Source organism: Rhizobium sp. TRM96647 (assembly GCF_025780115.1).
GTDB lineage: Bacteria > Pseudomonadota > Alphaproteobacteria > Rhizobiales > Rhizobiaceae > Mycoplana.
Genome location: NZ_JAOXHF010000007.1, coordinates 279819 through 304972, shown reverse-complemented (window position 1 = coordinate 304972; position 25154 = coordinate 279819). Strand labels below are relative to the sequence as shown.

Annotated in this window: 23 protein-coding genes and 1 tRNA gene; 7 read left to right on the top strand and 17 right to left on the bottom strand. The window is 64.9% G+C overall.

Going from position 1 to position 25154, the window contains the following annotated elements:
• Positions 1–141: 141 nt before the first annotated feature.
• On the bottom strand, positions 142–1149 hold the full coding sequence (locus OCK02_RS15610) for a septal ring lytic transglycosylase RlpA family protein (protein ID WP_263813870.1): 1008 nt from the start codon (positions 1147–1149) through the stop codon (positions 142–144).
• Between the two features lie 516 nt (positions 1150–1665).
• Between OCK02_RS15610 and OCK02_RS15605 the strand changes: the two genes are divergently transcribed.
• A complete protein-coding gene (locus tag OCK02_RS15605) occupies positions 1666–2199 on the top strand; it encodes a DUF992 domain-containing protein (RefSeq protein WP_263813847.1) in 534 nt (177 codons plus the stop codon).
• A gap of 160 nt (positions 2200–2359) precedes the next feature.
• Here the strand turns inward: OCK02_RS15605 and OCK02_RS15600 are convergent.
• Positions 2360–2449, bottom strand: a tRNA-Ser gene (locus OCK02_RS15600).
• A gap of 243 nt (positions 2450–2692) precedes the next feature.
• Here OCK02_RS15600 and lexA point away from each other — a divergent pair.
• Positions 2693–3403: a transcriptional repressor LexA gene (gene lexA, locus OCK02_RS15595; RefSeq protein ID WP_112599731.1), complete on the top strand. Its 711-nt coding sequence runs from the start codon at positions 2693–2695 to the stop codon at positions 3401–3403.
• Here the strand turns inward: lexA and OCK02_RS15590 are convergent.
• On the bottom strand, positions 3397–5967 hold the full coding sequence (locus OCK02_RS15590) for a ComEC/Rec2 family competence protein (RefSeq protein WP_263813846.1): 2571 nt from the start codon (positions 5965–5967) through the stop codon (positions 3397–3399). The genes lexA and OCK02_RS15590 overlap by 7 nt on opposite strands.
• Before the next feature lie 302 nt (positions 5968–6269).
• Between OCK02_RS15590 and gltA the strand changes: the two genes are divergently transcribed.
• Positions 6270–7559 carry a citrate synthase gene (gltA, locus tag OCK02_RS15585; RefSeq protein ID WP_263813845.1) on the top strand — a complete coding sequence of 430 codons (1290 nt, stop codon included), beginning with the start codon at positions 6270–6272 and terminating at the stop codon, positions 7557–7559.
• 33 nt (positions 7560–7592) lie between these two features.
• Here gltA and lpxB read toward each other — a convergent pair whose 3' ends face one another.
• The 14 genes from lpxB to OCK02_RS15515 all read right to left on the bottom strand — a co-directional run bounded on the left by lpxB (position 7593) and on the right by OCK02_RS15515 (position 21971).
• Positions 7593–8777, bottom strand: a complete 1185-nt coding sequence (lpxB, locus tag OCK02_RS15580) for a lipid-A-disaccharide synthase (RefSeq protein WP_263813844.1) — start codon at positions 8775–8777, stop codon at positions 7593–7595.
• Positions 8774–9652, bottom strand: a complete 879-nt coding sequence (locus OCK02_RS15575) for an LpxI family protein (protein ID WP_263813843.1) — start codon at positions 9650–9652, stop codon at positions 8774–8776. Before OCK02_RS15575 ends, lpxB begins: the two co-directional genes overlap by 4 nt.
• 5 nt (positions 9653–9657) lie before the next feature.
• Positions 9658–10473 (bottom strand): acyl-ACP--UDP-N-acetylglucosamine O-acyltransferase, encoded by an 816-nt coding sequence (lpxA, locus tag OCK02_RS15570; RefSeq protein ID WP_263813869.1) that lies wholly within the window; start codon positions 10471–10473, stop codon positions 9658–9660.
• Positions 10470–10937, bottom strand: a complete 468-nt coding sequence (fabZ, locus tag OCK02_RS15565; protein ID WP_230809094.1) for a 3-hydroxyacyl-ACP dehydratase FabZ — start codon at positions 10935–10937, stop codon at positions 10470–10472. Before fabZ ends, lpxA begins: the two co-directional genes overlap by 4 nt.
• Positions 10934–11995 (bottom strand): UDP-3-O-(3-hydroxymyristoyl)glucosamine N-acyltransferase, encoded by a 1062-nt coding sequence (gene lpxD / locus OCK02_RS15560; protein WP_263813842.1) that lies wholly within the window; start codon positions 11993–11995, stop codon positions 10934–10936. Before lpxD ends, fabZ begins: the two co-directional genes overlap by 4 nt.
• 50 nt (positions 11996–12045) lie before the next feature.
• The gene (gene bamA, locus OCK02_RS15555; RefSeq protein ID WP_230809092.1) at positions 12046–14406 is read right to left on the bottom strand and encodes an outer membrane protein assembly factor BamA; all 2361 of its coding nucleotides are present in this window, start codon (positions 14404–14406) and stop codon (positions 12046–12048) included.
• A gap of 230 nt (positions 14407–14636) precedes the next feature.
• Complete coding sequence (gene rseP / locus OCK02_RS15550; RefSeq protein WP_263813841.1) at positions 14637–15770, bottom strand: RIP metalloprotease RseP; 1134 nt, start codon at positions 15768–15770, stop codon at positions 14637–14639.
• 30 nt (positions 15771–15800) lie between these two features.
• Complete coding sequence (locus tag OCK02_RS15545) at positions 15801–16631, bottom strand: phosphatidate cytidylyltransferase (RefSeq protein ID WP_263813840.1); 831 nt, start codon at positions 16629–16631, stop codon at positions 15801–15803.
• Positions 16631–17374, bottom strand: a complete 744-nt coding sequence (locus OCK02_RS15540; protein WP_263813839.1) for an isoprenyl transferase — start codon at positions 17372–17374, stop codon at positions 16631–16633. The genes OCK02_RS15545 and OCK02_RS15540 overlap by 1 nt, the downstream gene beginning before the upstream one ends.
• Positions 17375–17417: 43 nt before the next feature.
• Complete coding sequence (gene frr / locus OCK02_RS15535; RefSeq protein WP_230809088.1) at positions 17418–17978, bottom strand: ribosome recycling factor; 561 nt, start codon at positions 17976–17978, stop codon at positions 17418–17420.
• Between the two features lie 53 nt (positions 17979–18031).
• Positions 18032–18754, bottom strand: a complete 723-nt coding sequence (gene pyrH / locus OCK02_RS15530) for a UMP kinase (protein ID WP_230809087.1) — start codon at positions 18752–18754, stop codon at positions 18032–18034.
• A gap of 194 nt (positions 18755–18948) precedes the next feature.
• Positions 18949–19872 carry a translation elongation factor Ts gene (gene tsf / locus OCK02_RS15525; RefSeq protein ID WP_263813838.1) on the bottom strand — a complete coding sequence of 308 codons (924 nt, stop codon included), beginning with the start codon at positions 19870–19872 and terminating at the stop codon, positions 18949–18951.
• Between the two features lie 310 nt (positions 19873–20182).
• On the bottom strand, positions 20183–20947 hold the full coding sequence (gene rpsB, locus OCK02_RS15520) for a 30S ribosomal protein S2 (protein ID WP_230809085.1): 765 nt from the start codon (positions 20945–20947) through the stop codon (positions 20183–20185).
• Between the two features lie 205 nt (positions 20948–21152).
• The gene (locus tag OCK02_RS15515; RefSeq protein WP_263813837.1) at positions 21153–21971 is read right to left on the bottom strand and encodes a cell envelope integrity EipB family protein; all 819 of its coding nucleotides are present in this window, start codon (positions 21969–21971) and stop codon (positions 21153–21155) included.
• Positions 21972–22182: 211 nt separating this feature from the next.
• Here OCK02_RS15515 and OCK02_RS15510 point away from each other — a divergent pair, with 211 nt between their 5' ends.
• The 4 genes from OCK02_RS15510 to OCK02_RS15495 all read left to right on the top strand — a co-directional run bounded on the left by OCK02_RS15510 (position 22183) and on the right by OCK02_RS15495 (position 25074).
• Complete coding sequence (locus OCK02_RS15510) at positions 22183–22650, top strand: RidA family protein (protein WP_263813836.1); 468 nt, start codon at positions 22183–22185, stop codon at positions 22648–22650.
• Positions 22650–23381 (top strand): glycerophosphodiester phosphodiesterase, encoded by a 732-nt coding sequence (locus OCK02_RS15505; protein ID WP_263813835.1) that lies wholly within the window; start codon positions 22650–22652, stop codon positions 23379–23381. Before OCK02_RS15510 ends, OCK02_RS15505 begins: the two co-directional genes overlap by 1 nt.
• A gap of 2 nt (positions 23382–23383) precedes the next feature.
• The gene (locus OCK02_RS15500) at positions 23384–24580 is read left to right on the top strand and encodes a GNAT family N-acetyltransferase (protein ID WP_263813834.1); all 1197 of its coding nucleotides are present in this window, start codon (positions 23384–23386) and stop codon (positions 24578–24580) included.
• 68 nt (positions 24581–24648) lie between these two features.
• Positions 24649–25074 carry an HIT family protein gene (locus tag OCK02_RS15495; protein ID WP_263813833.1) on the top strand — a complete coding sequence of 142 codons (426 nt, stop codon included), beginning with the start codon at positions 24649–24651 and terminating at the stop codon, positions 25072–25074.
• The last annotated feature ends 80 nt before the right edge of the window (positions 25075–25154 follow it).

Genomic DNA, 25154 nt, shown 5'->3' with positions numbered 1-25154 from the left:
CCCACCCGGAGGGCCGGGCGCTTTTGGACTGCGGACGGCGTCGAAAATCCTCGCCGGACCGAGAGGTCCGACTGCGGTTTCCTCCTGGCCGCAGGCCAAAATCGCTCCGGCGCAATCGGTCAATATCAGTGCAGGTTGGTATTAGTCGCTGCCGGAGAGCAGCACGAGCGAGCCGTCCTGACGCAGGACGGCATCGAAGGCCTCGACCGATCCGCCGGCGGCCGGGGTTTCGGCATAGGCGGCCGCAAAGCTCGCCCCGTCTCCATGGCGCGGCACGAAATCCGGACGTTCGCCGGGGATCGGGCCGATCTCCGGCAACATGGCGAACCCGTCCATCGCGGAAAACGCCGCACTGGCCGGCGCCTGCTCCGCCAGCGCCGTCATGGCCGAACCCGCCTCGCCCGCGCTTGCCCGCTCGGCAAAGGTCGGGATCGCCGGCAGGCTGTCCGCCATCGGTGCCGCCGAGGCGACCATCACGCCGGTCGCAATCTGGCCGCCCGGATCGACCGCGGGAACGCGCGATCCCTTCGGCACGTAGGAAGCCATCAGATAGGGCATGTCGTGGCCGTCGAGCCGGGCCTTGCCGACATACTGGACACGAACCTTGGCGGTTCCCTTGCCCTTGACGTCCAGCATCTCCGCCGTCTTGGAGGACACGTCGATGATCCGGCCATGCGAATAGGGCCCGCGGTCGTTTACCCGCACGATGACGGAGGTGCCGTTCTCGAGATTGGTGACGCGGGCATAGCTCGGCAGCGGGAAGGTCGGATGGGCGGCGGAGAGATGGTACTTGTCGTAGATTTCGCCATTGGCCGTCTTGCGGCCGTGGAAGGCAGAGCCATACCAGGAGGCGAGCCCGACCTTGTCGTAGTCAGGATCCTCCTGCGGCTTGTACCACTTGCCGCGCACCTTGTAGGGCTTGCCGACCTGATAGCGTCCGCCCCCCTTGGGGACCGCCTGCCCTTCCTGGACGACGCGCGGGCTGGCCTTCACGCCGTATTCGGACTCGGCGAAATATTCCTTGCTCCGACCCGCCTTCTTCGCCGTCTCGCTCGTTGTGTTGCAGCTCGCCAGGCCGGCGCAGACGACCGGAATGGCGACGAGCCGGAAAGCAGTGCGCGCGCCCGCCGAGAAGAAACCGAAATTCATATGTCCCACGCCGCTCGTGTCCCTGACGCCACCGTTCGCGATCGTCTGTCCTGCGATCGCCCCCTCGATAGCGCTCCGTTCAAAACATAATATTAATCATGACCTCAAAATGGCGAAAATGCGGTTCTCCCCGCGCGGAAACGGCGCAACAGAAGAACTAAACTTCCGCATGGTTAATGAAGGGATAATTCAGGGGCGCCCTGCCACCTCTCCTTCCTTCTACTTCATGGCCGGCCGAACCATGCCGGCAAGGTCTTTACGATCCACTTCGAAGTCCCGCGGATAGACGCACCGCTGCCACCCGATATCTGGTTTTCCGGCAACGATCCGAGGATTGTTGATGGCGGAAGGGCAAGCTGCCTATGCCGTTGAATCGCCTCATTGAAGGCCGAACCCATGGGCCGACGGATTCGTCATTGTGGAACCTCGGCAACGGACAGGTGTTCCTGAAGGCCAACCGAGCGACCACGAGAAGGAGGGCGCGTCGATGAGCGCGCCCGAAACAGGAGAAAGCATATGAAAAAGACCTTTGCCATTGCAGTGATGACCACGGCAGTCGCGGCGTCCGGCCTGACGGCCGCCCGTGCCGCCGACATGGTGCCCGCACCGGAAGCGCCTGTGGTCGCCCGCTCGGAGGCGCGCGACGGCGTCCGCATCGGCTATCTCGACTGCCGGATCGGCGGCGGCGCCGGCTATGTGCTCGGCTCCGCCAAGGAAGTCGATTGCGCCTTCGTCACCACGATGGGCAGCGAACCGGTCGATCACTACCAGGGCCAGATCCGCAAGCTCGGCGTCGACCTCGGCTTCACCACGCAGGGCCGCCTCGTCTGGGCGGTGCTCGCGCCGACCGCCGGCTACCACCAGGGCTCGCTCGGCGGCGTCTACCAGGGCGCCACGGCGGAAGCGACCGTCGGCGCCGGCGTCGGCGCCAACATCCTCGTCGGCGGCACCTCCGGCTCCATCCACCTGCAGACCGTCAGCCTGACCGGCCAGATCGGCCTCAACATCGCAGCGACCGGCACGTCGATGACGCTGAACTCGGTCAACTGACACCCATGTTCCCGGGCGCCCTGCCATCCCGGCGGGGCGTCTACCTCCGCCTCGCGCCTCGCTATTCAGCCATCAGGGAAGCCCGGACGTTTGCGCCACAGACGTTCCGAGATGAAGACTGAAGAGCAAGCGGGAGACAAGGAATGAATTTTGCGGCAGATGGCGGAAGAGGTGGGATTCGAACCCACGGTACGGTTTCCCGCACGCCGGTTTTCAAGACCGGTTCCTTAAACCACTCGGACACTCTTCCAACAAGCTGCGCAACCATATCCTGCTGCATCAGCCGTCTTGTGCACCCGCGCCGGGGCACGGCGCTTTATAGCCGTTCATGGCAGGCCGTCAACGTGTTCAGTCGCATCCGGCACAGGTCAACCCGTGCCCTTGGCAGCCCACATTCATTGCCGACCTTCACGGAATTTTAGCCACTTGCGGAACACAAATGGAACAGATAGTGTTTGTTCCGTATTTGTTTCACGATTCTGGGTGACGAGCCATGCTGACCCGCAAGCAACAGGAACTGCTTCTGTTCATCCACGAGCGGATGAAGGAAACGGGGATACCGCCGTCATTCGACGAGATGAAGGATGCGCTCGACCTGGCGTCGAAATCCGGCATCCATCGGCTCATCACCGCGCTCGAGGAGCGCGGCTTCATCCGCAGGCTGCCCAATCGCGCCCGCGCGCTCGAGGTCATCAAGCTGCCGGAGGCCTATTCGCCGAGCCTCAAGGCGCGGCGCGGCTTCTCGCCATCGGTGATCGAGGGCAGCCTCGGCAAGGAAAAGCCTGCGCCGGAACGGCCGCAGGCTCCGGCGTCCGAGAGCTCGGTCGCCGTGCCGGTGATGGGCCGGATCGCTGCCGGCGTGCCGATTTCCGCCATCCAGAACAACACCCACGATATCTCCGTGCCGGCGGAAATGCTGGGCGGCGGCGAGCACTATGCGCTGGAGGTCAGGGGTGATTCGATGATCGAGGCGGGCATTCTCGACGGCGACACGGTGATCATCCGCAATGCCGGGACGGCCAACCCCGGCGACATTGTCGTGGCCCTCGTCGACGACGAGGAGGCAACGCTGAAGCGCTTCCGCCGCAAGGGCGCCTCGATCGCGCTGGAGGCTGCCAACCCGGCCTACGAGACCCGGATTTTCGGCCCCGACCGCGTCAAGATCCAGGGCAAGCTGGTCGGGCTCATTCGTCGCTATCATTGAGCTTCGGCATCGTCTTCCGGATCCTGGAAGCGGTCATCCCGGAAACTGTCTGTGCGCCAGTCGTAGAGGCGATGCCGGTTCCAGGGGCGATGAAGCTGGACGACCGCCTGCGTTGTGATGATGCCGTGCCCTGTCGCGACGGTATCGTTTGCCGGTGCCATCTCCAGGGCGCCGGTGAGGCGAAGGCTGTGTGCACTGATCAACCGGGCTCCGCTGGCGCAGCCGCCCTCGCGGCGATGGCGGGGGGCGACGACGATATCGGCACTGTCGCACGCGGCTCCCAGATGGGCCGGATCCTCCAGCCAGACCACCCGCCAGTCCGCAGCGGTGACGCCGACGCACCACGCCTGCCGGCGGCAGGCGAATCGCTTCTGCCGGGCGGCCAGGGTGAAGTCCGCGGCGAGTGCTTCCTTCGCGGCGCCGGTGTTGACATGATACGTCCCGGTTCCCTGCGAGACGGAAGATAAGACCGGACGGGGCAGCGCTGCATGCGACGGGGCCGCTTGTCCGTCACCCGCACGCCCGGCCGTGCCCCTTCGCCGTTCGGTCGTTGACCGCGCCGGGCTTCCCCGATCGCTCTCCCCGCCGCCCAGCATCAACGGCGCCATATGGTCCTCGAAGCGCAGGGCATAGCGCCACTGGTCGTAGATAAAACCGGGCGGCCGCCTGCGATTGGTGGCGGCCGTGCGACCGTCGACGAGCGCCACCAGCGCGCCGTCTTCGGAGACCAGCAACTGCGGTGCGGGCCGTGCCGGCGCAAGGGCCGCCACGGCGACGCCGGCGGCAAGGGGCAGGACGGCGAGCGCGGCGAGCCGCGTCCTGAACAGGCAGGCGAGCCCTCCGCCCGCAGCCAGAAGCGCGAAGGCAAGCGGCGAAAGGCGGCCGGTGACGATCTCGCCGCCCCATCCCGAGACCCAGTTCGCCATGACGATCATGGCTTCGATGCCTTTGCACATGATCGTCAGCGCAAGCCCTTCGAGCCCCAGCGGCATCAGCAGCATGGCGATCACCCCCATCGGCATGACGACAAAGGAGATGACCGGCATGGCCAGGAGATTGCCGGCAAGGCCGTAGGCCGGGATCCGGTGGAAATGGCCGAGGGAATAGACCAGCGTTGCCAGCCCGCCGATGACCGACGACAGGAGGAGCCCGGCCGTAAAGCCGGACGCGTGCTGCATCAGCCGCAGTCCGCCGGCGGACGGCCCCGTGCGGGAGACACCGCGGTCCCGCCATGCCGCATAGCCGGCCACCAGCCCGAGCGTCGCCGCATAGGACATCTGGAAGCCCGGTCCGGTAACGGCAGAGGGCGTGACAGCCAGCAGGACGATCGCCGACAGGGCGATGTTGCGCAGGCTGATGGCGGTGCGGTCGACCAGTACGGCCACAAGCATGACGACGATCATCAGCCAGGAGCGGACCGCCGACACGGCGCCGCCGGAAATCAGGATGTAGAGGGTCACGGTCACCAGCCCGCCGGCGGCTGCGAATTTCTTGATCGGGTATCGTTCCGCCGCCCCCGGCAGCAGCGACAGGGCCAGCCGCGCACCGACGAGAAACGTGCCGGCGGCCAGCACCATGTTCAGGCCGGAGATCGCCAGCACATGCGCGAGCCCTGCCCGGCGCAGCGCCTCGACCGTATCCGGGCTGATCCCCCGCTGCTCGGCCGTGACGAGGGCGGCCGCGATGGCACCCGCGTCGCCGCCGATCTGGTCGCGGATCCGTGCCGTCAGCGCGCCGCGCCACGCCGCGACGGTCTCGCGCGCATGCGCAAGCCAGGAGACGTCACTGGCCGCCTCACTCAGCACGACCGCGGCAGGTTTGCCATAGAAGTAGCCGATCGCGCCGGTGCCGGCGAAGTAGGCGTCAAAGGCGAAGTCGTTCAATCCCGGCAGGGCTGCGCCCGAGGGCGGGCTGAGGCGGGCGCGGCCCGAAATCCCGCCTCCGACCGCGATCGGCGCATGCGGGCTGCGCGCCACGAGGTTGACCACGTCCGGCGGCCGGCGCAGGGCTGGTTCGCGGGTGGCAAGGACGGCGACGCGGTAGCGCATCCGCCCGCGCTCGTCGGCCTCGCCGTAAAGTACCCTTCCGGTGATCGTCGTCGTCACCGGCTGGTCGAAGATCGCTGTCGACAACCGCGCCGTCTCGACGGCCGCGAGCGTCATCCCGGCGACGAACAGGAAGGCCGTGCGCGCCGCCACGGCAAGGAGACCGCTGCGATGCCGGGTCCAAAAGGCAAGGATCGCGCTCGCGGCGAGCAGGGCCGCGAGCAACAGCGGCGGCAGGTCGCGGGGAAGCGCGTACCATGCCCAGACCCCTGCCCCGAGCACGACGGGCACGAACAGGAACGGCGTCCCGTGGTCGCGCTCGCTCTGCCAGGCCGTCGCGAAAGACGCGCTTGCGAGCGTGAGGTTCCGGGACAGCCGCAGGGCCAGCGTTCGCCGGAAAACACCCCTTGGAAGCGTCGGAAAAGCCCTGGCAAACGTGGTCGCAGCCGGTGACGCCACGGAGGCTGTCTCCGGCACTGCGACACGGTGCTCGACCTCGCTGGCAGTCCCCCTTCCCATATGAACGATCCCGGCGGCAGACACCCCGATATTGCAACTTACGATTTTGCAAGGCAATCCCGATTCCGTGCCCGCATGACCGTCGTTTCCGGAAAGAATGCGCCCTCCATAATTATTCCGCCTCACCCATAAGTTGCTTGCAACTGGCGCGGAAGAGTAGATATTGCGATCCGGAATGTCGGATTTTGCATTGCACAACCATGCCTTTCGTCTTGCTTGGCAGGGCGTCGCAAATGGGTTAGCAAAGCGGCACCGCCGAGTTCGGGCACGCCCAGTGCCCTCATAAATCAATGGAGGTCCTCATGACGGGAAAGAGCGCGGACGTCACGATCAGTGACAAGACGGTGGAGTTGCCACTGCGAACGGGGACCATCGGGCCTTCGGTCATGGATATCGGCACGCTCTACAAGCAGACCGGCGCTTTCACCTACGACCCCGGCTTCACGTCCACGGCCTCCTGCGAATCCAAGATCACCTATATCGACGGTGACGAAGGCGTGTTGCTGCACCGCGGCTACCCCATCGAGCAACTGGCCGAGCACGGCGATTTTCTCGAGGTCTGCTACCTGCTGCTCTACGGCGAACTGCCCACCAAGGCGCAGAAGGACGACTTCGACTACCGCGTCACCCATCACACGATGGTGCACGAGCAGATGTCGCGCTTCTTCACCGGCTTCCGCCGCGATGCGCATCCGATGGCTGTAATGTGCGGTTGCGTCGGCGCGCTGTCGGCCTTCTATCACGACAGCACCGACATCACCGATCCGCACCAGCGCATGGTTGCATCGCTGCGCATGATCGCCAAGATGCCGACGATCGCCGCCATGGCCTACAAGTACCATATCGGCCAGCCCTTCGTTTATCCGAAGAACGATCTCGACTACGCCTCGAACTTCCTGCGCATGTGCTTCGCCGTGCCTTGCGAGGAATACGTCGTCAATCCGGTCCTGGCGCGCGCCATGGACCGCATCTTCATCCTGCACGCCGATCACGAGCAGAACGCGTCCACCTCGACGGTCCGCCTCGCCGGTTCGTCGGGCGCCAACCCGTTCGCCTGCATCGCCGCGGGCATCGCTTGCCTGTGGGGCCCCGCCCATGGCGGCGCCAACGAGGCAGCGCTCAACATGCTGGCCGAGATCGGTTCGGTCGAACGCATCCCGGAATACGTCGCCCGCGCCAAGGACAAGAACGATCCGTTCCGCCTGATGGGCTTCGGCCACCGCGTCTACAAGAACTACGATCCGCGCGCGCGCATCATGCAGAAGACGACGCACGAGGTTCTGGGCGAGCTCGGCATCAAGGACGACCCAATGCTCGAAGTCGCGATGGAACTGGAGCGCATCGCGCTGACGGACGAATACTTCATCGAGAAGAAGCTCTACCCCAACATCGACTTCTATTCCGGCATCACGCTGAAGGCGCTCGGCTTCCCGACCACGATGTTCACCGTGCTGTTCGCCCTGGCCCGCACCGTCGGCTGGATTGCCCAGTGGAACGAGATGATCGAGGATCCCGAACAGCGCATCGGTCGTCCGCGCCAGCTCTATGTCGGCGAGCCGAAGCGGGACTACATCCCGGTTTCCAAGCGCTGAGACGGAAGCGACGGATACAGGAAGAAAGCCCGGTCAGAACAGGCCGGGCTTTTTCTCTTTCAGAAGGGCGAGGATCACATCGGCCGCCCTGTCGCCGGGGGCGCGCACCTCCTGCATGCGGTCGTGGACGAGATCGAAGCCCTCGACCATCGCCTGGCGCTGCAGAGTGGAATGGGAGAGCTGAACGGCCCAGCGGGCGAGGCAACCGGGGCGAACGGCCTCGTTCAGATACTCCGGGATCACGGCATAGTCGGCGATCAGGTTGGGCAGCGCCCCCGTCCAGGTCTTGATCTTTTTCGCCATCAGCCGCGCGATCCAGTCGACCTTGTAGCAGGAGACGACCGGCACCCGCGCCAGCGCCAGTTCGAGCAGGACGGTTCCGGACGCAGCGATGGCCACGTCCGCGTCCCGAAAGGCCGGCCACTTTTCAGACGCAGAAACTGTCACTGCGGGCTTTTCCGGCCAGTCGACCAGAAGGTCGCGAACCAGTGCCTCCTGCCGGGGAACGGTCGGCAGGCGGAACTCGAACGGTACGGGCCCGGCGGAGAGTTCGGCCATCACATCCTTGAAGGCCGGCAGCAACCGCGTGATTTCGCCGGCGCGCGAGCCGGGAAGAAGCAGGCAGACGCGCCGTTCGCCGCTTCCGAGCGGCGGCACCTTCTTCTGCAGTTGCGCCGCCCGCACCGCCCTCACCTCGGGATCGCCGGCGAGCCTGTGGCCGACATAGGTGGTCGGCGGCCCATTCAGGCGCTGCATCACGGCTGGCTCGAACGGCAGTACGGCAAGCACGTGGTCGACATAGGCGCGCATGCGCGGCGCGCGCTCCTCCTTCCACGCCCAGACGCTGGGGCAGACATAGTTGACTACCGGCAAATCCGGCAACTGCCTGCGGACCCGCCGGGCGACACGGTGAGTGAAATCGGGACTGTCGATGATGACGAGCAGGTCGGGCTTTTCGGCAACGATCGCCGCCGCCGTCTCGCGGATCCGCCGGAGCAGCTTCGGCAGCTTCGCCAGCACCTGCGAGAAACCCATGATCGACAGTTCGGAATAGTCGAAGAGGGATCTCAGGCCCTGCGCCTGCAGCGCCTCGCCGCCGACGCCGCAAAGGGTTATCTCACCTGGCCATTGCCGGCGCAGCGCTGCGATGAGATCGCCGCCGAGAAGATCGCCGGAAACCTCGCCGGCGATGATGCCGAGCTTGAGCGGGCGGGTCACGGGTGCGCTCCGCCGTCGCGCGGCAGGATGCCGGTGACGAAAAGGCCGGCGCGGTCGGCTTCCGCGATCAATGTCGTCCGGTCGAGCACCAGCGAACGGCCCGCCTCGCAGGCGATGCCCGCAAGCCCCGCTTCCGCCGCCCGCCGCACCGTGTCGACGCCAATCGACGGCAGGTCGGCGCGCCGGTCCTGCTCGGGCTTGCACAGCTTGACCAGCACGCCCTTGCGGCGGCGCGAGATGCGGCCTTCCTGTCTCAGGCTCGCCACCCGCTCCAGCATCAGATCGGTTCCCTCTGCCCCCTCAAGGGCAACCACCCGTCCACCGACGGCAACCGCCCCCTGCCCGACATCGAGCGCGCCGAGCGCCAGTGCAGCGGCGGAAGCGGCAGCGATATCGCGCATGGCCTCCTCGTCCGGCCGGATCGCGCCGACCGGCCCTTCGGTGGCCAGAAGTTCCGGTGCGATCTCGTCCGCGCCGACGACGCGCACGCCGTTCGCCTCGATCAGCCGGATCACCATCTTCAGCACCGTGTCGTCGCCGCCGTTCAAAAGCGTGCGCACGATGCCGGGCACCTGCATCAGCGTGCGGATGGTCGGCCGGATGTCGCGCCATTCCGGCCGGCGGCGGACCCAGCCGGAAAGAACCGCGCGATCGATGCCTTCGGTGGAGAAGATGCGGCTGATGCCGGCATAGTCGCCGACGCCGACGCCGGCATGGTCGAATTCAGACCAGTCCTGATCGGCCTCGTTGCTAAGCGCAAGAATGAAGGGATTTTCGCCGTGCAGCCTGGCGGCGCGCGCGACGTGGATCGGCAATTGCCCGCCGCCGGCGATGATGGCCAGCCGCTTTGCGCCCTCCGGCCGGCGCTCTGCCATGCCGGTCAGGCCTTGCCGCGGTTCGGCGAGGAGAGCGCGCGATCGCTGTCCGCTGCGATGAAATCGAGGATATGCATGACGGGAACGCAGTCCGCATAGTCCTCGCGAATGGCGGCCGCATTGTTGCGGATCGATGCCTCGCCCTCGAAGATTTCCTTGAACGCCCGGCGGACCCGATGGATCGTCGCCTTGTCCATGCCGGAGCGCGACATGCCGACGACGTTGATGCCGCCGAGGATGCCCGGATTGCCGTTCAGCATCCCATAGGGGATGACGTCGTAGGCCACGGCCGAAAGTCCGCCGACGAAGGCATGGCGTCCGACGCGCGCGAACTGGTGCACCGCCGAGCCGCCGCCGAGAATGGCGCGATCCTCGACCGTCACGTGGCCGGCCAGCATGACGTTGTTGGACAGGATGATGTTGTTGCCGAGGATGCAGTCATGGGCGATGTGCGAATAGGCAAGGAACAGGTTGTCGTCGCCGACGACGGTCTTGCCACCGCCACCGGCGGTGCCGGTGTTCATCGTCACGCCTTCGCGGATCGTGTTGCGCTCACCGACGGTCAGCGTGGTGTCCTCGCCGCCATGATGGATGCTCTGCGGGTCGCCACCGATGACGGCGGAGGGAAAGATGCGCGTGCCGCGCCCGATCGTCGTACGTCCGACGACCACGACATGGGTCAGAAGCTCGACCTCGTCGCCGAGAACGACATTCGGCCCCACGTGGCAGAAGGGGCCGACGACGACGTTCTCCCCGATCACCGCCCCGTCTTCGACGACGGAGAGCGGATGGATCCTGGCGCTGGCTGCAATCATGTTCAGGCGTCTTCCTTGTTGACGATCATCGCGCCGATATCAGCTTCGGCGACAAGTTGCCCATCAACTTTTGCGTCGCAGTGAAACTTCCAGATATTCCCGCGCTGCTTCTGTTTCACGACATGATACTCGACGCGGTCGCCGGGGATGACCGGCTTGCGGAAGCGGGCATTGTCGATCGTCATGAAATAGACGAGGTTGGTGCCGGTGCCGGTCTTGCGCGCGCAGATCGCGCCGGCCGTCTGCGCCATGCCCTCGATCAGGAGCACGCCGGGCATGATCGGGTGGTCCGGGAAGTGTCCGGTGAACTGAGGCTCGTTGACCGTCACGTTCTTGATGCCGATCGCGGAATTGTCGCCGTCGATCTCGATGATCTTGTCCACCAGCAAGAACGGATAGCGGTGCGGCAAAAGCGTCAGGATATCCTTCAGTTCAGCGACGCCCAGGGCCTCCCTCTTTTCCTCGCTCATTCCTTGTCACCCGTCTTCTTTCTATTGTTGATCCGCATCGTCATCTCGGCCACGTCGCGCAGGAAGTCGCGCATCGGCCGCGCCGGTATCCCGCCATAGCGCTCGCCGGCGGGAATATCGGCGACCACGCCGCTCATCGCGGCGATCTGCACGCCGTCGCCGATGGTGATGTGGCCGTTCACGCCTGTCGCACCGCCGATCATCACGCCGTCGCCGATGCGCGTGCTGCCGGCGATCCCGACCTTGCTGACGATGCCGCAATGCCGGCCGATGCGGACGTTGTGGCCGATCTGCACCTGGTTGTCGATCTTGGTCCCCTCGCCGATCACGGTATCGTCCATCGTGCCCCGGTCGATCGTCGTGCCGGCCCCGATCTCCACGTCGTCCTGGATGATGACGCGGCCGACCTGCACGATCTTGATCATGCCGCCCTTGGGGCCCGGACCGTAGCCGAACCCGTCCTGGCCGATGCAGGCGCCGGGGTGAAGGATGACGCGGTTGCCGATCAGCGCGCACTGGATCCGGGCGCCGGCGGAAATCGTACAGTCACGCCCGATCCGCACACCGGCCGCAATCGTGACCCCCGGGCCGATCTGCGTGCCCTCGCCGATCTCGACATTGGCGCCGATCACCGTCATCGGCTCCACGACGACGCCCGCTTCGAGACGCGCGGTCGGATCGATATAGGCGAGCGGGGAAATGCCGGCGGACTCGGACGTGGACAAGGCCGGGCGCATTGCGCCGGGCTGCAGGATTTCGCCTGCCAGCGCGAAAGCCATGTGCGCCCGCTTCGTCTGCAGGATGGCGACGTGATCCGGCACCAGCGACGCCAGCGACGGATCGCACAGGATGGCGGTCGCCTGGCAGGTCTCGAGTTCAGCCTTTGTCTTGCGCGACAGCAGGTAGCAGAGGTCGCCCTCCTTCGCCCGGTAGACCGGCGCAACGTTGTTCACCAGCCGGGATCCGGCAGTCGGGTCGAGAAGTTCCGCCCCGAGGCGGTTCGCCAGATCGTCCAGGCGAACGCCGTCGTGCGGCGGAAAGAACCAGTTTTGTTCCATCAGCATAGACCCCAGAACAGTCCGTTGTCAGCAGTTCTGGACTGCTTGGATCAGAAGGTCGACGAAATGCCGAACTTGAACCGCTGCGTTTCGTCGAAGTCTTCCTTCACGACCGGGATCGCGTAGTCGACGCGCAGGGGACCGAACGGCGAAGACCAGATCAGGCTGGCGCCGAGCGATGCGCGCCAGGACATGCTGGTGCCCTCGACATCGTCGTCGCCGATGTCGACCTTGTTGCCGTAGAGCGTGCCGGCATCGGCGAAGAACGCGCCACGGAAGCCGGCGTCACGCGCAATGAACGGCAGCGGGAAGCTCGTCTCGGCCGAGACCGTGAAGTAGGTCGTGCCGCCGATCTCGTCGCCGTTCGCCATGCGCGGGCCGATACCGCCGCTCTCGAAGCCGCGAAGATCGTTGGCGTTCAGCTGGAACTGGTCGAAGACATGCAGGTCGCCGCTCGTCGGCGTCATGTAGCCGGCGCCGGCCGACAGAGACCCGACGATGTCCGCGTCCTCGAGCAGCGTCCGGAAGTAACGCGCCTTGCCGTAGATCTTGTAGAAGTCCGAATCGCCGCCGACACCCGCGAATTCCTGGGTAAAGGTCGCGTAGATGCCGTCGCGCGGCATCTTGCGATCGTCCAGGGTATCGAAGGTCATCGAGTGCGAGATCGACGAACGGACCCACGGGCTGCCATCGACGGCATCCCAATAGGGACGCGACAGGTCGCGGTCTTCCGGCGCCTTGGCCAGATCCTCTTCCTCGTTGACGTTCGTGCTGTAGTCCATCTTCGTGTAGTTGTACCGCAGCGTCGTCGACAGGTCCTCGGTGATTGGCGCGGTGACGCGAAGCGTGAAGCCCTGATTGTCGATGTCGTAGAAGTCTTCGGAATTGTCCTCGTTCCGGAACAGGTCGAAGCCGGCGGCCAGTCGGTAGCCGAGGAAATAGGGTTCCGTGAAGTTCAGGCTATAGTTGCGCGAATCGTCGCCACCACCGGCGGCGATGCGGATGTACTGCCCGCGCCCGAGGAAGTTCTTCTCTTCGATCGAGGCTTCGAGCTTGAAGCCTCCGTCGTTGCCCGTCGAGTAGCCGGCGCCGATGCCGAAGGTACCGGTCGACTGGTCCTGAACGTCGACGATCAGGACGACGCGGTCGGAAGCACTGCCCGGAGCGGTCGTGATGTTGACGGACGAGAAGAAGCCGAGGGCGTCCAGGCGGCGCTTGGCGCTGTTGATGACTTCCTGGTTGAAGGCGTCGCCTTCGCTGATGTCGAATTCGCGGCGGATGACGAAGTCGCGCGTGCGGGTGTTGCCGCGGATCTCGATGCGCTCGACATAGGCGCGCTCGCCCTGGTCGACGAGGTAGTCGACCGCGATCGTGTGGTTGGCGAAGTCACGGTTGCCACGCGGGGTGACGCGGGCAAAGGGATAGCCGCGAGCGGCGACCACGCGCGAAATCTGCGACATCGAATCCTGCACGTCGTTGGCGCGGTAGACGTCGCCGGCACGCGATTCGACGAGACCCTTCAACTGCTCGGCATCGACGCCCTCGACGGTCGATTCGACGGTGATGTCGCCGAACTTGTAGCGCTCGCCTTCCTCGACGGTGAAAGTGATCGCGTATTCGTTCGTGCTCTCGTCGAGAACAGCCTCCGAGGAAACGATCTGGAAGTCGGCGTAGCCGTGATTGAAGTAGAACTGGCGCAGCGCCTCTTCGTCGGCGCGCAGCTTCATTTCGTCATAGACGTCCTTGCGCGACAGGAACGACAGCGGGCCGGACTTCTTGGTGTTGACGACGGAGCGCAGGCGGCCGTCGCTGTAGGCATTGTTGCCGACGAAGTTGATCGCCGAGATCTTGGTCCGGTCGCCCTCGTTGATGACGAAGGCGACGTTCACGCGGCCGTTGCCGACGTCATATGTCTGCGTCGTCACCGTCGCATCGCTGCGGCCGATCGCGGCATAGGCATCCTTGATCGACTGGATGTCGCTCTCGATCGTCGTCTCGCTGAACGGACCGAGCGACTGCGAACGGACGACGCCTGCGAGCTTGTCGTCCTTGATCTTGCGGTTGCCGTTGAACACGACCTGGTTGATGAGCCGGTTCTCGTCGACGACGACGACGAGCGTGCTGCCGGAAACGCTGATGCGGACATCGGAGAAATATCCGGTCCCGAACAGGCGGCGCACGGAGGCATCGATATCGGAATTGCTGAAGGTCTTGCCCGGCTGGATCGTGAGATTGGAGCGAACGGTTTCAGCGCTGACACGATCGGCGCCGCGAACATCGATGCGCTGGATGACGGCAGCTTCTGCGGCGCTTACGGCAACGAGCGAGACGGCTGCTCCACCAGCCACCACCATGCTCGTGGAAAGGGCAACGGCAGACACCGCGTTCAAAAATCTTGAACCAGCTTTCATTTTCACAACTTACCTTCGTTTCAATGTCCCGCGGCGAACTCGAAAACCCGACTCCGGTCACGATGCCGTTTTAACCGCTTTTGCCATACAAGCAAGCACGCCCGTTAATTTCTGTTTACTTCGATTCGAACCGTGGCCCATAGGCCACTAAAGGTTTCAAACACGGTAAACAGGACCTTAGCGGAACCCCTGCCCGCCCCTGCTTCAGCGCCTGAAATACCCGCGCAGGCTTACCCGAGCCTACCGAAAGTATCATTCCAGGTTGCAAACACCGTCAGCATCAGGATCAGCGCCATTCCGATACGAAAGGCGATCTCCTGCGTCCTCGGGCCGACGGGCCGTCCGCGAAGGGCTTCAACCGCATAGAACATCAGGTGCCCCCCATCAAGTACCGGAACGGGCATTAGGTTCAAAAGTCCAATGGAAACAGACAGAACGGCCGCAAGTTGAAGCAAGGCGGCAACACCGAGCGTCGCCATCTGCCCCGAAGCCTGCGCCACCCGGATCGGCCCGCCGATCTGATCGGCCTTCATGCGGCCGGTAACGACGTTCGCCAGGTAGTCGAAGGTCCCGGTGACGATGTACCAGCTCTGCAGCGCGCCCTGCCCGACCGCCTGCAGCGGGCTGTATTCCACCACGCGGAAATTGCCGGTCGCCTCGTTCGTCACGATGCCGATGACGCCGACCTCCATCTTGTTGCCGAACTGGTCGGAAAGCTCCGTCCGCTGCGGCACCATGCTCAGGTCCCGGTTCTCGCCGTCGCGCTGGATCGTCACGACGATCGGCACCTCCGGGCGCACGCTCACATAGCGGCGGACGTCGTCGAAAGTCCGCACCGGCGAACCGTCGATGGAAACAAGCAGATCGCCCGGCAGGATGCCGGCCGCCGCCGCAGCACTCGATTCGCGCACCTCCGCAACCACCGGATCGGCGACCTGCCGGCCGTAGGTCGCAAACGTCACGCTGAAGATCGCGATCGCAAGGATGAAGTTGGCGATCGGCCCGGCTGCGACGGTCACGGCACGCTTCCACAGCGCCGCACCGAGGAAGGTCCGCGACCGCTCCGCCTCCGTCAGGCCGCCCAGCTTGCCGTAGTCCGGAGTGGAGGCGGCATCCTCGTCGCCGTGGAACTTGACATAGCCGCCGAGCGGAATGGCGCAGAGCTTCCACCGGGTGCCGTGGCGGTCATTGAAGCCGGCGATCTCGGGACCGAAGCCGACGGAGAAGGCGGTGATGCCGATGCCGCACCAGCGTCCGGCGAGATAATGCCCCATCTCGTGGATGAAGACGATCAGGGTCAGGACGACCAGGAACGGAATGATGGTGCCGGTGACGAGGCCGAACGCTTGCTGCAACAGTTCCATATCTGCGATGGGCTCCCTGGAAAGCTGGCGTCAAAGGCCAAGAAGAAACGCGCCCGTCGATGCGGACTGCTGCCCCGACAACATTGCCGCCAGACCCAGCAGAAACGCCGCGAAACAGGCGAAAACAAGACCGTCCACCCGGTCCATGACGCCGCCGTGCCCGGGGATCAGGCGGCTCGAATCCTTGACGCCGAACCGGCGCTTGATGAAGGATTCGAACAGATCCCCGACCTGGCTGAAGACGGACAGAATGAAGGCGACGAACGGGATCCACGATCCGATCGACGGGAAGAAGGCGAGATAGAGGACACTGCCGGCAGCGATCGCCGAGATCGTGCCGCCGATCGCGCCGGACCATGTCTTGCCCGGCGAGATCGACGGGGCGAGCTTCGGACCGCCGATCGCCCGGCCGACGAAATAGGCCAGGATGTCGGTCGCCCAGACGACGGAAAAGACGAACAGCATGGCGATCAGGCCGGTGGCATCGCCGCCGCGGATGGCGGCCAGCGAGACGGCCGTCAGCCCGGCATAGGCGATCCCGCCCGCAAGCCAGAAGCTCCGCTTGAACGCGGCCGCATGGATCGCCGACAACGCCACAGCACCAGCAATGGTGACGAGCGCCAGTTCCTCCTCGGCATAGACCACCATGGCGGCGACGGCCACGGTCACGGCCCAGCCAAAGGCGTTGCCCCGCACGTCGGTCTCGGCAAGGCGCGTGATCGTCGACCACTCGTAATAGACCAGAAGGGCGATCAGCGACGACAGCAGCCGGAACGGCAGGCCGCCGGCCCAGGCGGCGACGAGGACAACGGCAGCGAGAACCAGTCCGGATACGATGCGAAGCCGCAGTTCGGTGCCCATCAGGAGCCCACTGCCAGCGTCGGCGCGGATACGCCGCCGAAGCGCCGCTCGCGACCGGCATAGTTCGCCAGCGCCTGGAGGAAGGTCGCCCGCGAAAAATCAGGCCAGAACTCGGGTACGAACATGAGCTCGGCATAGGCCGCCTGCCAGAGCAGGAAGTTCGACAGGCGCTCCTCGCCGCTGGTGCGGATAATGAGGTCCGGATCTGGAATGCCCGCCGTGTCCAGCCGCGCGCTGATCAGATCGGAGGTGACCTGCGCGGGATGAAGGAGCCCGATCGACACGTCGCTCGCGATCGAACGCACGGCGCGGGCGATCTCGTCTCGGGCGCCGTAGTTGAAGGCGATGACCAGCGTGATCGCGGTGTTGTCCCGCGTCTTCTCCTCCGCCTCCAGAAGCAGCGGCAGGATGTCGTCACGCAGGTTGGAGCGGTCGCCGATGACACGGATCCGTACGTTTTCCTTGTGCAGGGTCGCGAGATCGCGACGGATGAAGGTCTTCAGCAGGCCCATGAGGTCGGAGACCTCGCTCTCCGGCCGGCTCCAGTTCTCCGAAGAAAAGGCAAAGAGCGTCAGGTACGACACGCCCGCATCGGCGGCGGTGCGCACCGCCTCGCGCACGGCCTCCACCCCCTTGCGGTGACCCATGCTTCGCGGCAAACCGCGAACATTGGCCCAGCGCCCGTTGCCGTCCATGATGATGGCAACGTGGTCGGGTATGTTCTTCACAGCATGATGGGTCATCGACGATCCGTGGACGAAAGCGGGAAACCGGGCAAGCCTGCGCTCAGACCTGCATGATTTCCTTTTCCTTCTCGGCAAGCAAGCGATCGACTTCGGAAATCATGTCGTCCGTCATCTTTTGAACTTTTTCGGACTGGCCGCGGCTGATGTCCTGGCCGATATCGCCATCCTTCTCGGCTTTTTTCAGGTCGTCCATGCCGTCGCGGCGCACGTGGCGGATCGCCACCTTGCCCTTCTCGGCATAGTCGTGGGCGATCTTGACGAGCGAACGGCGGCGCTCCTCGTTCAGCTCCGGCAGCGGAATGCGCAGGTTCTGGCCATCGACGATCGGGTTCAACCCGAGATTGGATTCGCGGATCGCGCGGTCGACCGCGCCGACCATCTGCTTGTCCCAGACCGAGACGGCCAGCATGCGCGGCTCCGGCACCGTGATGTTGGCGACCTGGTTCAGCGGCATGCGCGAGCCATAGGCCTCCACCGTCACCGGATCAAGGACGTTGGCCGAGGCGCGGCCGGTGCGCAGCGAAGCGATATCGTGCTTGAACGCGGAAACGGCACCATCCATGCGGCGCTTCAGTTCCTTCAGATCAACACCTTCACTCATAGCTTGGAACTCCCGTTATAGGGAAACGGCGCGTCTTGTGCGCCGTTTCGGAATCAATTGTCGGATACGATGGTCCCGCGACCGCCGCCGGTCAATATTTGTGCAAAGCCGCCCTTCTCGTGGATGGAGAAGACGACGATCGGGATCGCGTTCTCGCGGGCGAGCGCCACGGCTGCGATATCCATCACGGCGAGCCCTCTTTCGAGCACCTCGCCATGCGTCAGCCGGTCGAAACGGGTGGCGTCGGGGTATTTCTTCGGATCCGCCGAATAGATGCCGTCGACCTGCGTGCCCTTGAAGATCGCCTCGGCGCCGATCTCGGCGGCGCGAAGGGCTGCGGCGGAATCGGTGGTGAAGAACGGATTGCCTGTGCCGCCGGCGAAGATGACCACGCGACCGGCCGCCAGATGGGCGAGCGTGGCGCGCTGCGAGAAGCTCTCGCAGATCTCCGGCATGGCGATGGCGGAGAGGACGACGGTGTCGATGTCTAGCTTGCGCAGCGAGGTCGCCAGCGCCAGCGCGTTGATCACGGTCGCAAGCATGCCCATGTGGTCGCCGGTGACGCGATCGCCGCCCTTGGAGGCCACTGCGACGCCGCGAAAGATGTTGCCGCCACCGACGACGACGCCGACCTCGACCCCCATCCCCCGCGCCTCGGCAATGTCGGAGGCGATGCGGTCAGCGACAGCGACATCGATGCCGAAGCCCTGCGAGCCCATCAACGCCTCGCCCGAGGCCTTCAACAGAACGCGTTTGTAGATCGGTTTGGCGGACATTGGCGCTCCTGGTGGTTGGACTGGACATCGCGGCGAGGCGGATGCGGCAACAACAGCGCGCACGGTCGCGTGGCAGCGCTCGAGACGCCCGGGGCCTCGCCGTGAGCCGGATACACGAAGGGCACCGCGTTGTCACGCGATGCCCCGTTTCTTTTCCAAAGTCGCTTGTCTTTTCCCAAATCGGGTAAAGAAAATCAGCCCTTGGCGACAGCGGCCACTTCGGCTGCGAAGTCGCTTTCTTCCTTCTCGACGCCGTCGCCGAGCAGCAGGCGGGCCATGCCGGTGACTTCGATCGGTGCGCCGGCGAGCTTTTCAGCGTCCTTGATGGCCTGGCCGACCGTGATCTCCGGGTTCATGACGAAAGCCTGCGACAGAAGGGCGACTTCCTCGAAGAACTTGCGCATGCGGCCTTCGACCATCTTCTCGATGATGCTGTCCGGCTTGCCGGACGCGCGCGACTGCTCGATGAAGACGTTGCGTTCGCGCTCGGCGACCGCCGCGTCGACTTCCTCGGCACGGATGGCCAGCGGGTTGGTCGCAGCAACGTGCATGGCGACCTGGCGGCCGACCGAATAGAGCACTTCCTTGTCGCCGATCGACTTCAGAGCGACGAGAACGCCGAGCTTGCCGATACCGTCGCCGGCAGCGTTGTGGATGTAGGTGGCGACAACGCCGTCCTCGACCGACAGGAGTGCCGAGCGGCGCAGCGTCATGTTCTCGCCGATCGTCGCGATCGCGTCCTTGATCGTATCCTCGACGGACTTGCCGGTCGCCGGATAGGTCGCCTTGGAGATCGCCTCGACGGAGCCGTCGGTGGTCAGCGCGACATTGGCGACGCCGCGGACCAGTTCCTGGAAGGCTTCGTTGCGGGCGACGAAGTCGGTCTCGGAGTTGATCTCGACGGCAACGGCCTTGACGCCGCCGCTGACGATGCCGATCAGGCCTTCAGCTGCGGTGCGGCCGGACTTCTTGTCGGCCTTGGCGATGCCCTTGGCGCGCAGCCAGTCGATCGCGGCTTCCATGTCGCCATTGGTCTCGTTGAGAGCCTTCTTGCAATCCATCATGCCTGCGCCGGACTTCTCGCGCAGTTCCTTCACCATTGCTGCAGTGATTTCCATCGTCTCGCCTCTTTGCGGGTTCTGCGCCCCGTCTCGCGGAAATCGGAAGATCCCCGCACGACGATGGCGCGATTTCATGTTCTCGGCAGCACTCTCGCAGCGTCCCGCGGACGCGCGGCGCGTGCGGCAGCCAATCCACCGTGCGCGTGACAGGATGATGACGAATCAGCATCCCGTTGCACCATGATTGCGCGGACATCGCGCGCATCAGTGGCAAAAGAGACAAGGCCGTTCGATCCTCGCCGGAGACAAACGGCCTTGTCCAGATCCTTCAACGGACGCTCGGGAGCACTCCCGACGCCCTGCCCTGTCAGGCCTGCGCGTCGTCCAGGGCCGGCTCGACCGGGGCTTCGGCGGAAGCGCCGAGGTCACGGCCGGACGAACTCTGCTGACGTGCGATGCCGTCGATGGCAGCGCGTGCGATCAGGTCGCAGTAAAGGGCGATGGCGCGCGAGGCGTCGTCGTTGCCCGGGATCGGGAAGTCGATCGGGTCCGGATCGCAGTTCGAATCGATGATGGCGACGACCGGGATACCGAGACGCTTGGCTTCCTGGATGGCGATCGACTCCTTGTTGGTGTCGATGATGAACATCAGGTCGGGCGTGCCGCCCATGTCCTTGATGCCGCCGAGGGCCTTGTCGAGCTTCTCGCGTTCACGCTCGAGGTTCAGGCGCTCCTTCTTGGTGAAGCCGGAGGCTTCGGAGGCCAGGATCTCGTCGAGCTTGCGCAGGCGCTGGATCGAGTTGGAGATCGTCTTCCAGTTCGTCAGCATGCCGCCGAGCCAGCGGGCGTTGACGTAGTACTGGGCCGAACGCTTGGCGGCATCGGCGATGATTTCCGAGGCCTGGCGCTTGGTGCCGACGAAGAGAACGCGACCGCCACCGGCGACGGTGTCGCTGACGACCTGCAGCGCGCGGTGAAGCAGCGGCACGGTCTGGGCGAGGTCGATGATGTGGACGTTGCTACGATCGCCGAAGATGTAGGGCTTCATCTTCGGGTTCCAGCGGTGGGTCTGGTGGCCGAAGTGAACACCAGCTTCCAGAAGCTGGCGCATGCTGAAATCAGGCAATGCCATGCCTTTTTCTCCTTTTCCGGTTGAACCTCCGCAAGGCGAACAGCAGGACCCATCGGCCCTGCCACCGGCGGAACGCTCCGGATTTCTCCCGGAAAGCCCCATGCCTCACGTGTGGAATGCGCTGCCCTTAACCGCAGTCGACGCCGAAATCAACCCCGGACGGGCGAAAAAGCCGGGATCCGCCCGGCGTCGACGACTGTGCCGGCTACTTGCAGTCGCCCGGCTGGAAGACCTCGAGATCGGCGAGCTTGCCGGAGAGGACGAAATCGCCGTAGTCCATCGTCAGGTCGCGGGTGATGCCGTTCTCGTAGAGCTTGAACGACATGCGGTAGATCGGCAGGGCGTCGCCGGTTGCGTCGTCGTTGTAGTAGGCGATCGTCACCGGCCAGAACGACTGCTTGGCGAAGGACCCTGCCTTGGCGGCGTCCGGATCGTCGCTCGCCGGCATCTCTTCCTTGCCGAGCACCGTCGTGGTCATCAGCGTCTTGTCGCCGCTGTCGGAGCCGTCGAAGATGCGCGCCTCGAAGAAGCGCTCGCCCTTCTTGGCCCGCTCGATCAGTTCCAGCATGTGCTCGGTCGGAAAGACGCTGTCGGCCAGCGCGACGGCGCGCGTATCGGGCGATGTCAGTTCGACGTTGACGCCGTCCTTCTCGTCCTGGGCATTACCGCGCACTTCCTTGTCCAGCTTCTCGTCGGTGAACGAGCGGGTGAGGAAGCGGAAGCTGCGGTTCTTCAGGTCTTCATAGGTGGTGGTCTGCTGATCCGTCAGCCGCGTCTCCTCGCCCGTGTTGATCTGGGTGACGAAGCGGAAGCTGACGGTATAGCCCTCGCAGGCATTGCCGTTGAACTCGTAGACCATGCGGCCGTACATGCCGGCGATCCCCGAGCGTTCCGAGGCATCCTTAAGTTGCAGGTCGTAGACGGCGCGGTGCGGCGCCAGTCCTGCCGCTGCGGCCGGCACCGGCGCGAGCGCTGTGATGAACGCCGCCGTGCAGAATGCCGGGACAAAGGTTGAGCGAAACATCCGTTTCCTCCTGTTGAACTCGGCCGCGATGTTATAAGTACACATTCGGCAAGAGCGGGGCGCAAGGGCATTGCATGCCGCATTGTAGCAGAAAACGCAATCGAGGCGGCATGCCTGCGCACAGTTCGCACATGCCGGCTTTCGAGACACACCTTCATGCGGCAGGCCGCGGACTGCGGCGCCGTCGACAGATCGCAGGATGGAGAACAGCATGTCCGCCGAAATCGAAAACAGGGTCAAGGAACTGGGCTACGTCATTCCGACCGCCGCCGCGCCCGCCGCAAATTATGTCTCCTACGTGATCAGCGGCCAGGTCCTGCACATCTCCGGGCAACTGCCGATCGCCGACGGCAAGATCGCCGTCACCGGCCATCTCGGCAACGATGTCGACGTCGCCACCGGCCAGAAGGCGGCCGAGCTCTGCGCCGTCAACATCCTCGCCCAGGCGAAGGCAGCCCTCGGCGGTGATCTCTCCCGCATCAAGCGAATCATCAAGATCAACGGTTTCGTGGCGTCTGCTCCCACATTCGTCGAACAGCATCTGGTCATCAACGGCGCCTCCAACCTCCTCGTCAACGCCCTTGGCGAGCCCGGCAAGCATGCCCGCGCCGCCGTCGGCATGGCGGCCCTGCCGATGAACGCGGCCGTCGAGATCGATGCGATCGTGGAAATCGCCTGATGCCATCCGGCAAGCTTTCCTGGCTGACCGCGCAACCGATCGCCCATCGCGGCTTTCACGACATGAACCGCACCATATGGGAAAACACGCTCTCGGCCTTTGCCCGCGCGGTTGATGCGGGCTTTGCGATCGAGTGCGACCTGCAATATGCCGCCGACGGCGTACCGGTGGTCTTCCACGACGACAAGCTGGAGCGGCTCTGCGCCATCCCAGGCGACGTGCGCGCCAAGACGTCTGTCGAACTCGGCATGCTCTCGATCGGCGGCACCAAGGACAAGGTGCCAACGCTTGCGCAACTCTTGAAGCTGGTCGACGGCCGCGTGCCGCTGGTCATCGAGCTGAAGGGACGCAAGGACGACGACGAGGGCTTCGTCGCCAGCGTCCTGGAGGTCATCGAGGACTACAAGGGGCCGATCGCGCTGATGAGCTTCGACCACTGGCTCCTGAAGGAACTGAAGGAACTCGACGCGCCGCGGCCTGTCGGGCTGACGGCCGGCGGCATCGACCCAGAAACCTTCTTCGTGCACGAGGAGGCGATGCAACTGGGGCTGGATTTCATCTCCTATTTCTACGCCGATCTGCCCAACCCGTTCATCACCAAGGAGCGCAAGGCGGGGATCCCGGTGATCACCTGGACCGTCCGTGACGGCGCAGCCGTCGAAAAGACCCGCGCGGAAGCCGACCAGATGACCTTCGAAGGCTTCGATCCGCGGGAAGAGTTGGTCGCCTGACGATGTCCGACACCTACCGGATCCGTGTCGTCCAGCATTTCGCCGACATCCCGGCGGAGCAATGGTCGAGATTGTCCGGCGCGGCGCGCGGACTTCCGGGCGCCGTCTATAATCCCTTCGTCAGCCACGCCTATCTTTCGGCGATGGAGCAGTCCGGCTCGGCGACGGCCGACACCGGCTGGCTGGGCCAGCATCTGCTGCTGGAGCAGGAGGACGGGACGCTGCTCGGCGCGCTGCCGGCCTATCTCAAGAACCACAGCCAGGGCGAATACGTCTTTGACCATGGCTGGGCGGACGCCTTCGAGCGGGCCGGTGGGAACTACTACCCGAAACTGCAGGCCTCGGTGCCGTTCACGCCGGCGAGCGGGCCGCGGCTACTGCATCGCCACGACCTCGATCCGGCTCCCGTCCGCCAGGCGTTGGCCGCCGGCCTGCAGGAACTGGCCCGGCGGCACGGCATCTCCTCGGCGCATGTCACCTTCGTGCCGGAGGACGAGATGCCGACATTCGAGGACGCCGGCTATCTGCACCGCACCGACCAGCAGTTCCATTTCCAGAACGCAGGCTACCGCTCGCACGACGATTTTCTCCAGACGCTCGCCTCGCGCAAGCGCAAGGCGCTGAAGAAGGAGCGGCGGTCGGCGCTGGAGAACGGCATCGAGATCGACTGGCTGACCGGCAGCGACCTCACCGAGGACATCTGGGATCAGTTCTTCGCCTTCTACATGGATACGGGCGGACGCAAGTGGGGCCGCCCCTACCTGACCCGCCAATTTTACTCGCTGATCGGCGAGCGGATGGCGGACGACATCCTGTTGGTCATGGCCAGGCGCGGCGGACGCTATGTGGCCGGCGCCATCAACTTCATCGGCGGGGATGCGCTGTACGGCCGGCACTGGGGCTGCATCGAGGACCATCCGTTCCTGCATTTCGAAGTCTGCTACCATCAGGCCATCGATTTTGCGATCGACCGGGGCCTCTCCCGCGTCGAGGCCGGCGCGCAGGGCGAACACAAGCTGGCGCGCGGCTACATGCCCGTCACCACCCATTCTGCGCATTATATCAGTCACCCGGGCCTGCGGCGCGCCGTCGCCGACTATCTCGAACGCGAGCGGCAGGACGTCGCCGAGACGGGTGAATGGCTGGCCGGGCACGGCCCGTTCCGCAAAGGCGGCGGGGCCGCACCGGACGAGGATTGACCGATCGATCGCGGCTCGCAGCCGCACACAGTTCCGGCCACAGGGCCACCCAATCGAAGGAGACCGACATGAGCGCCTATGATCCCGGCAACATCTTCGCCAAGATCCTCCGCGGCGAGATCCCCTCCCACAAGGTCTACGAGGATGAGCATACGCTGGCCTTCATGGACGTGATGCCGCAGGGGCCGGGCCACACGCTCGTCATTCCGAAGGCGCCCTCGCGCAACATCCTCGACGCCGACCCCGAAACGCTGTCCCGGGTGATCCCCATCGTCCAGAAGGTCGCCGTCGCCGCCAAGGAGGCCTTCGAGGCGGACGGCGTCACGGTCACCCAGTTCAACGAGCCGGCGGCGGGGCAGAGCGTCTACCACCTGCACTTCCACGTCATCCCGCGCTTCGAAGGCGTGCCAATCAAGCGGCATGCGGGCGCGATGGAGGACCAGGACGTGCTCACCGCGAACGCGCAGAAGATGCGCGACGCGCTCGCCGGATAAAGGACGGGACGACGAAGCCGCGTGCCGCGGTCTTGCGACGGCATGCGGCAGGACAAGGACCTTGAAGCGCGCAGAGCAGA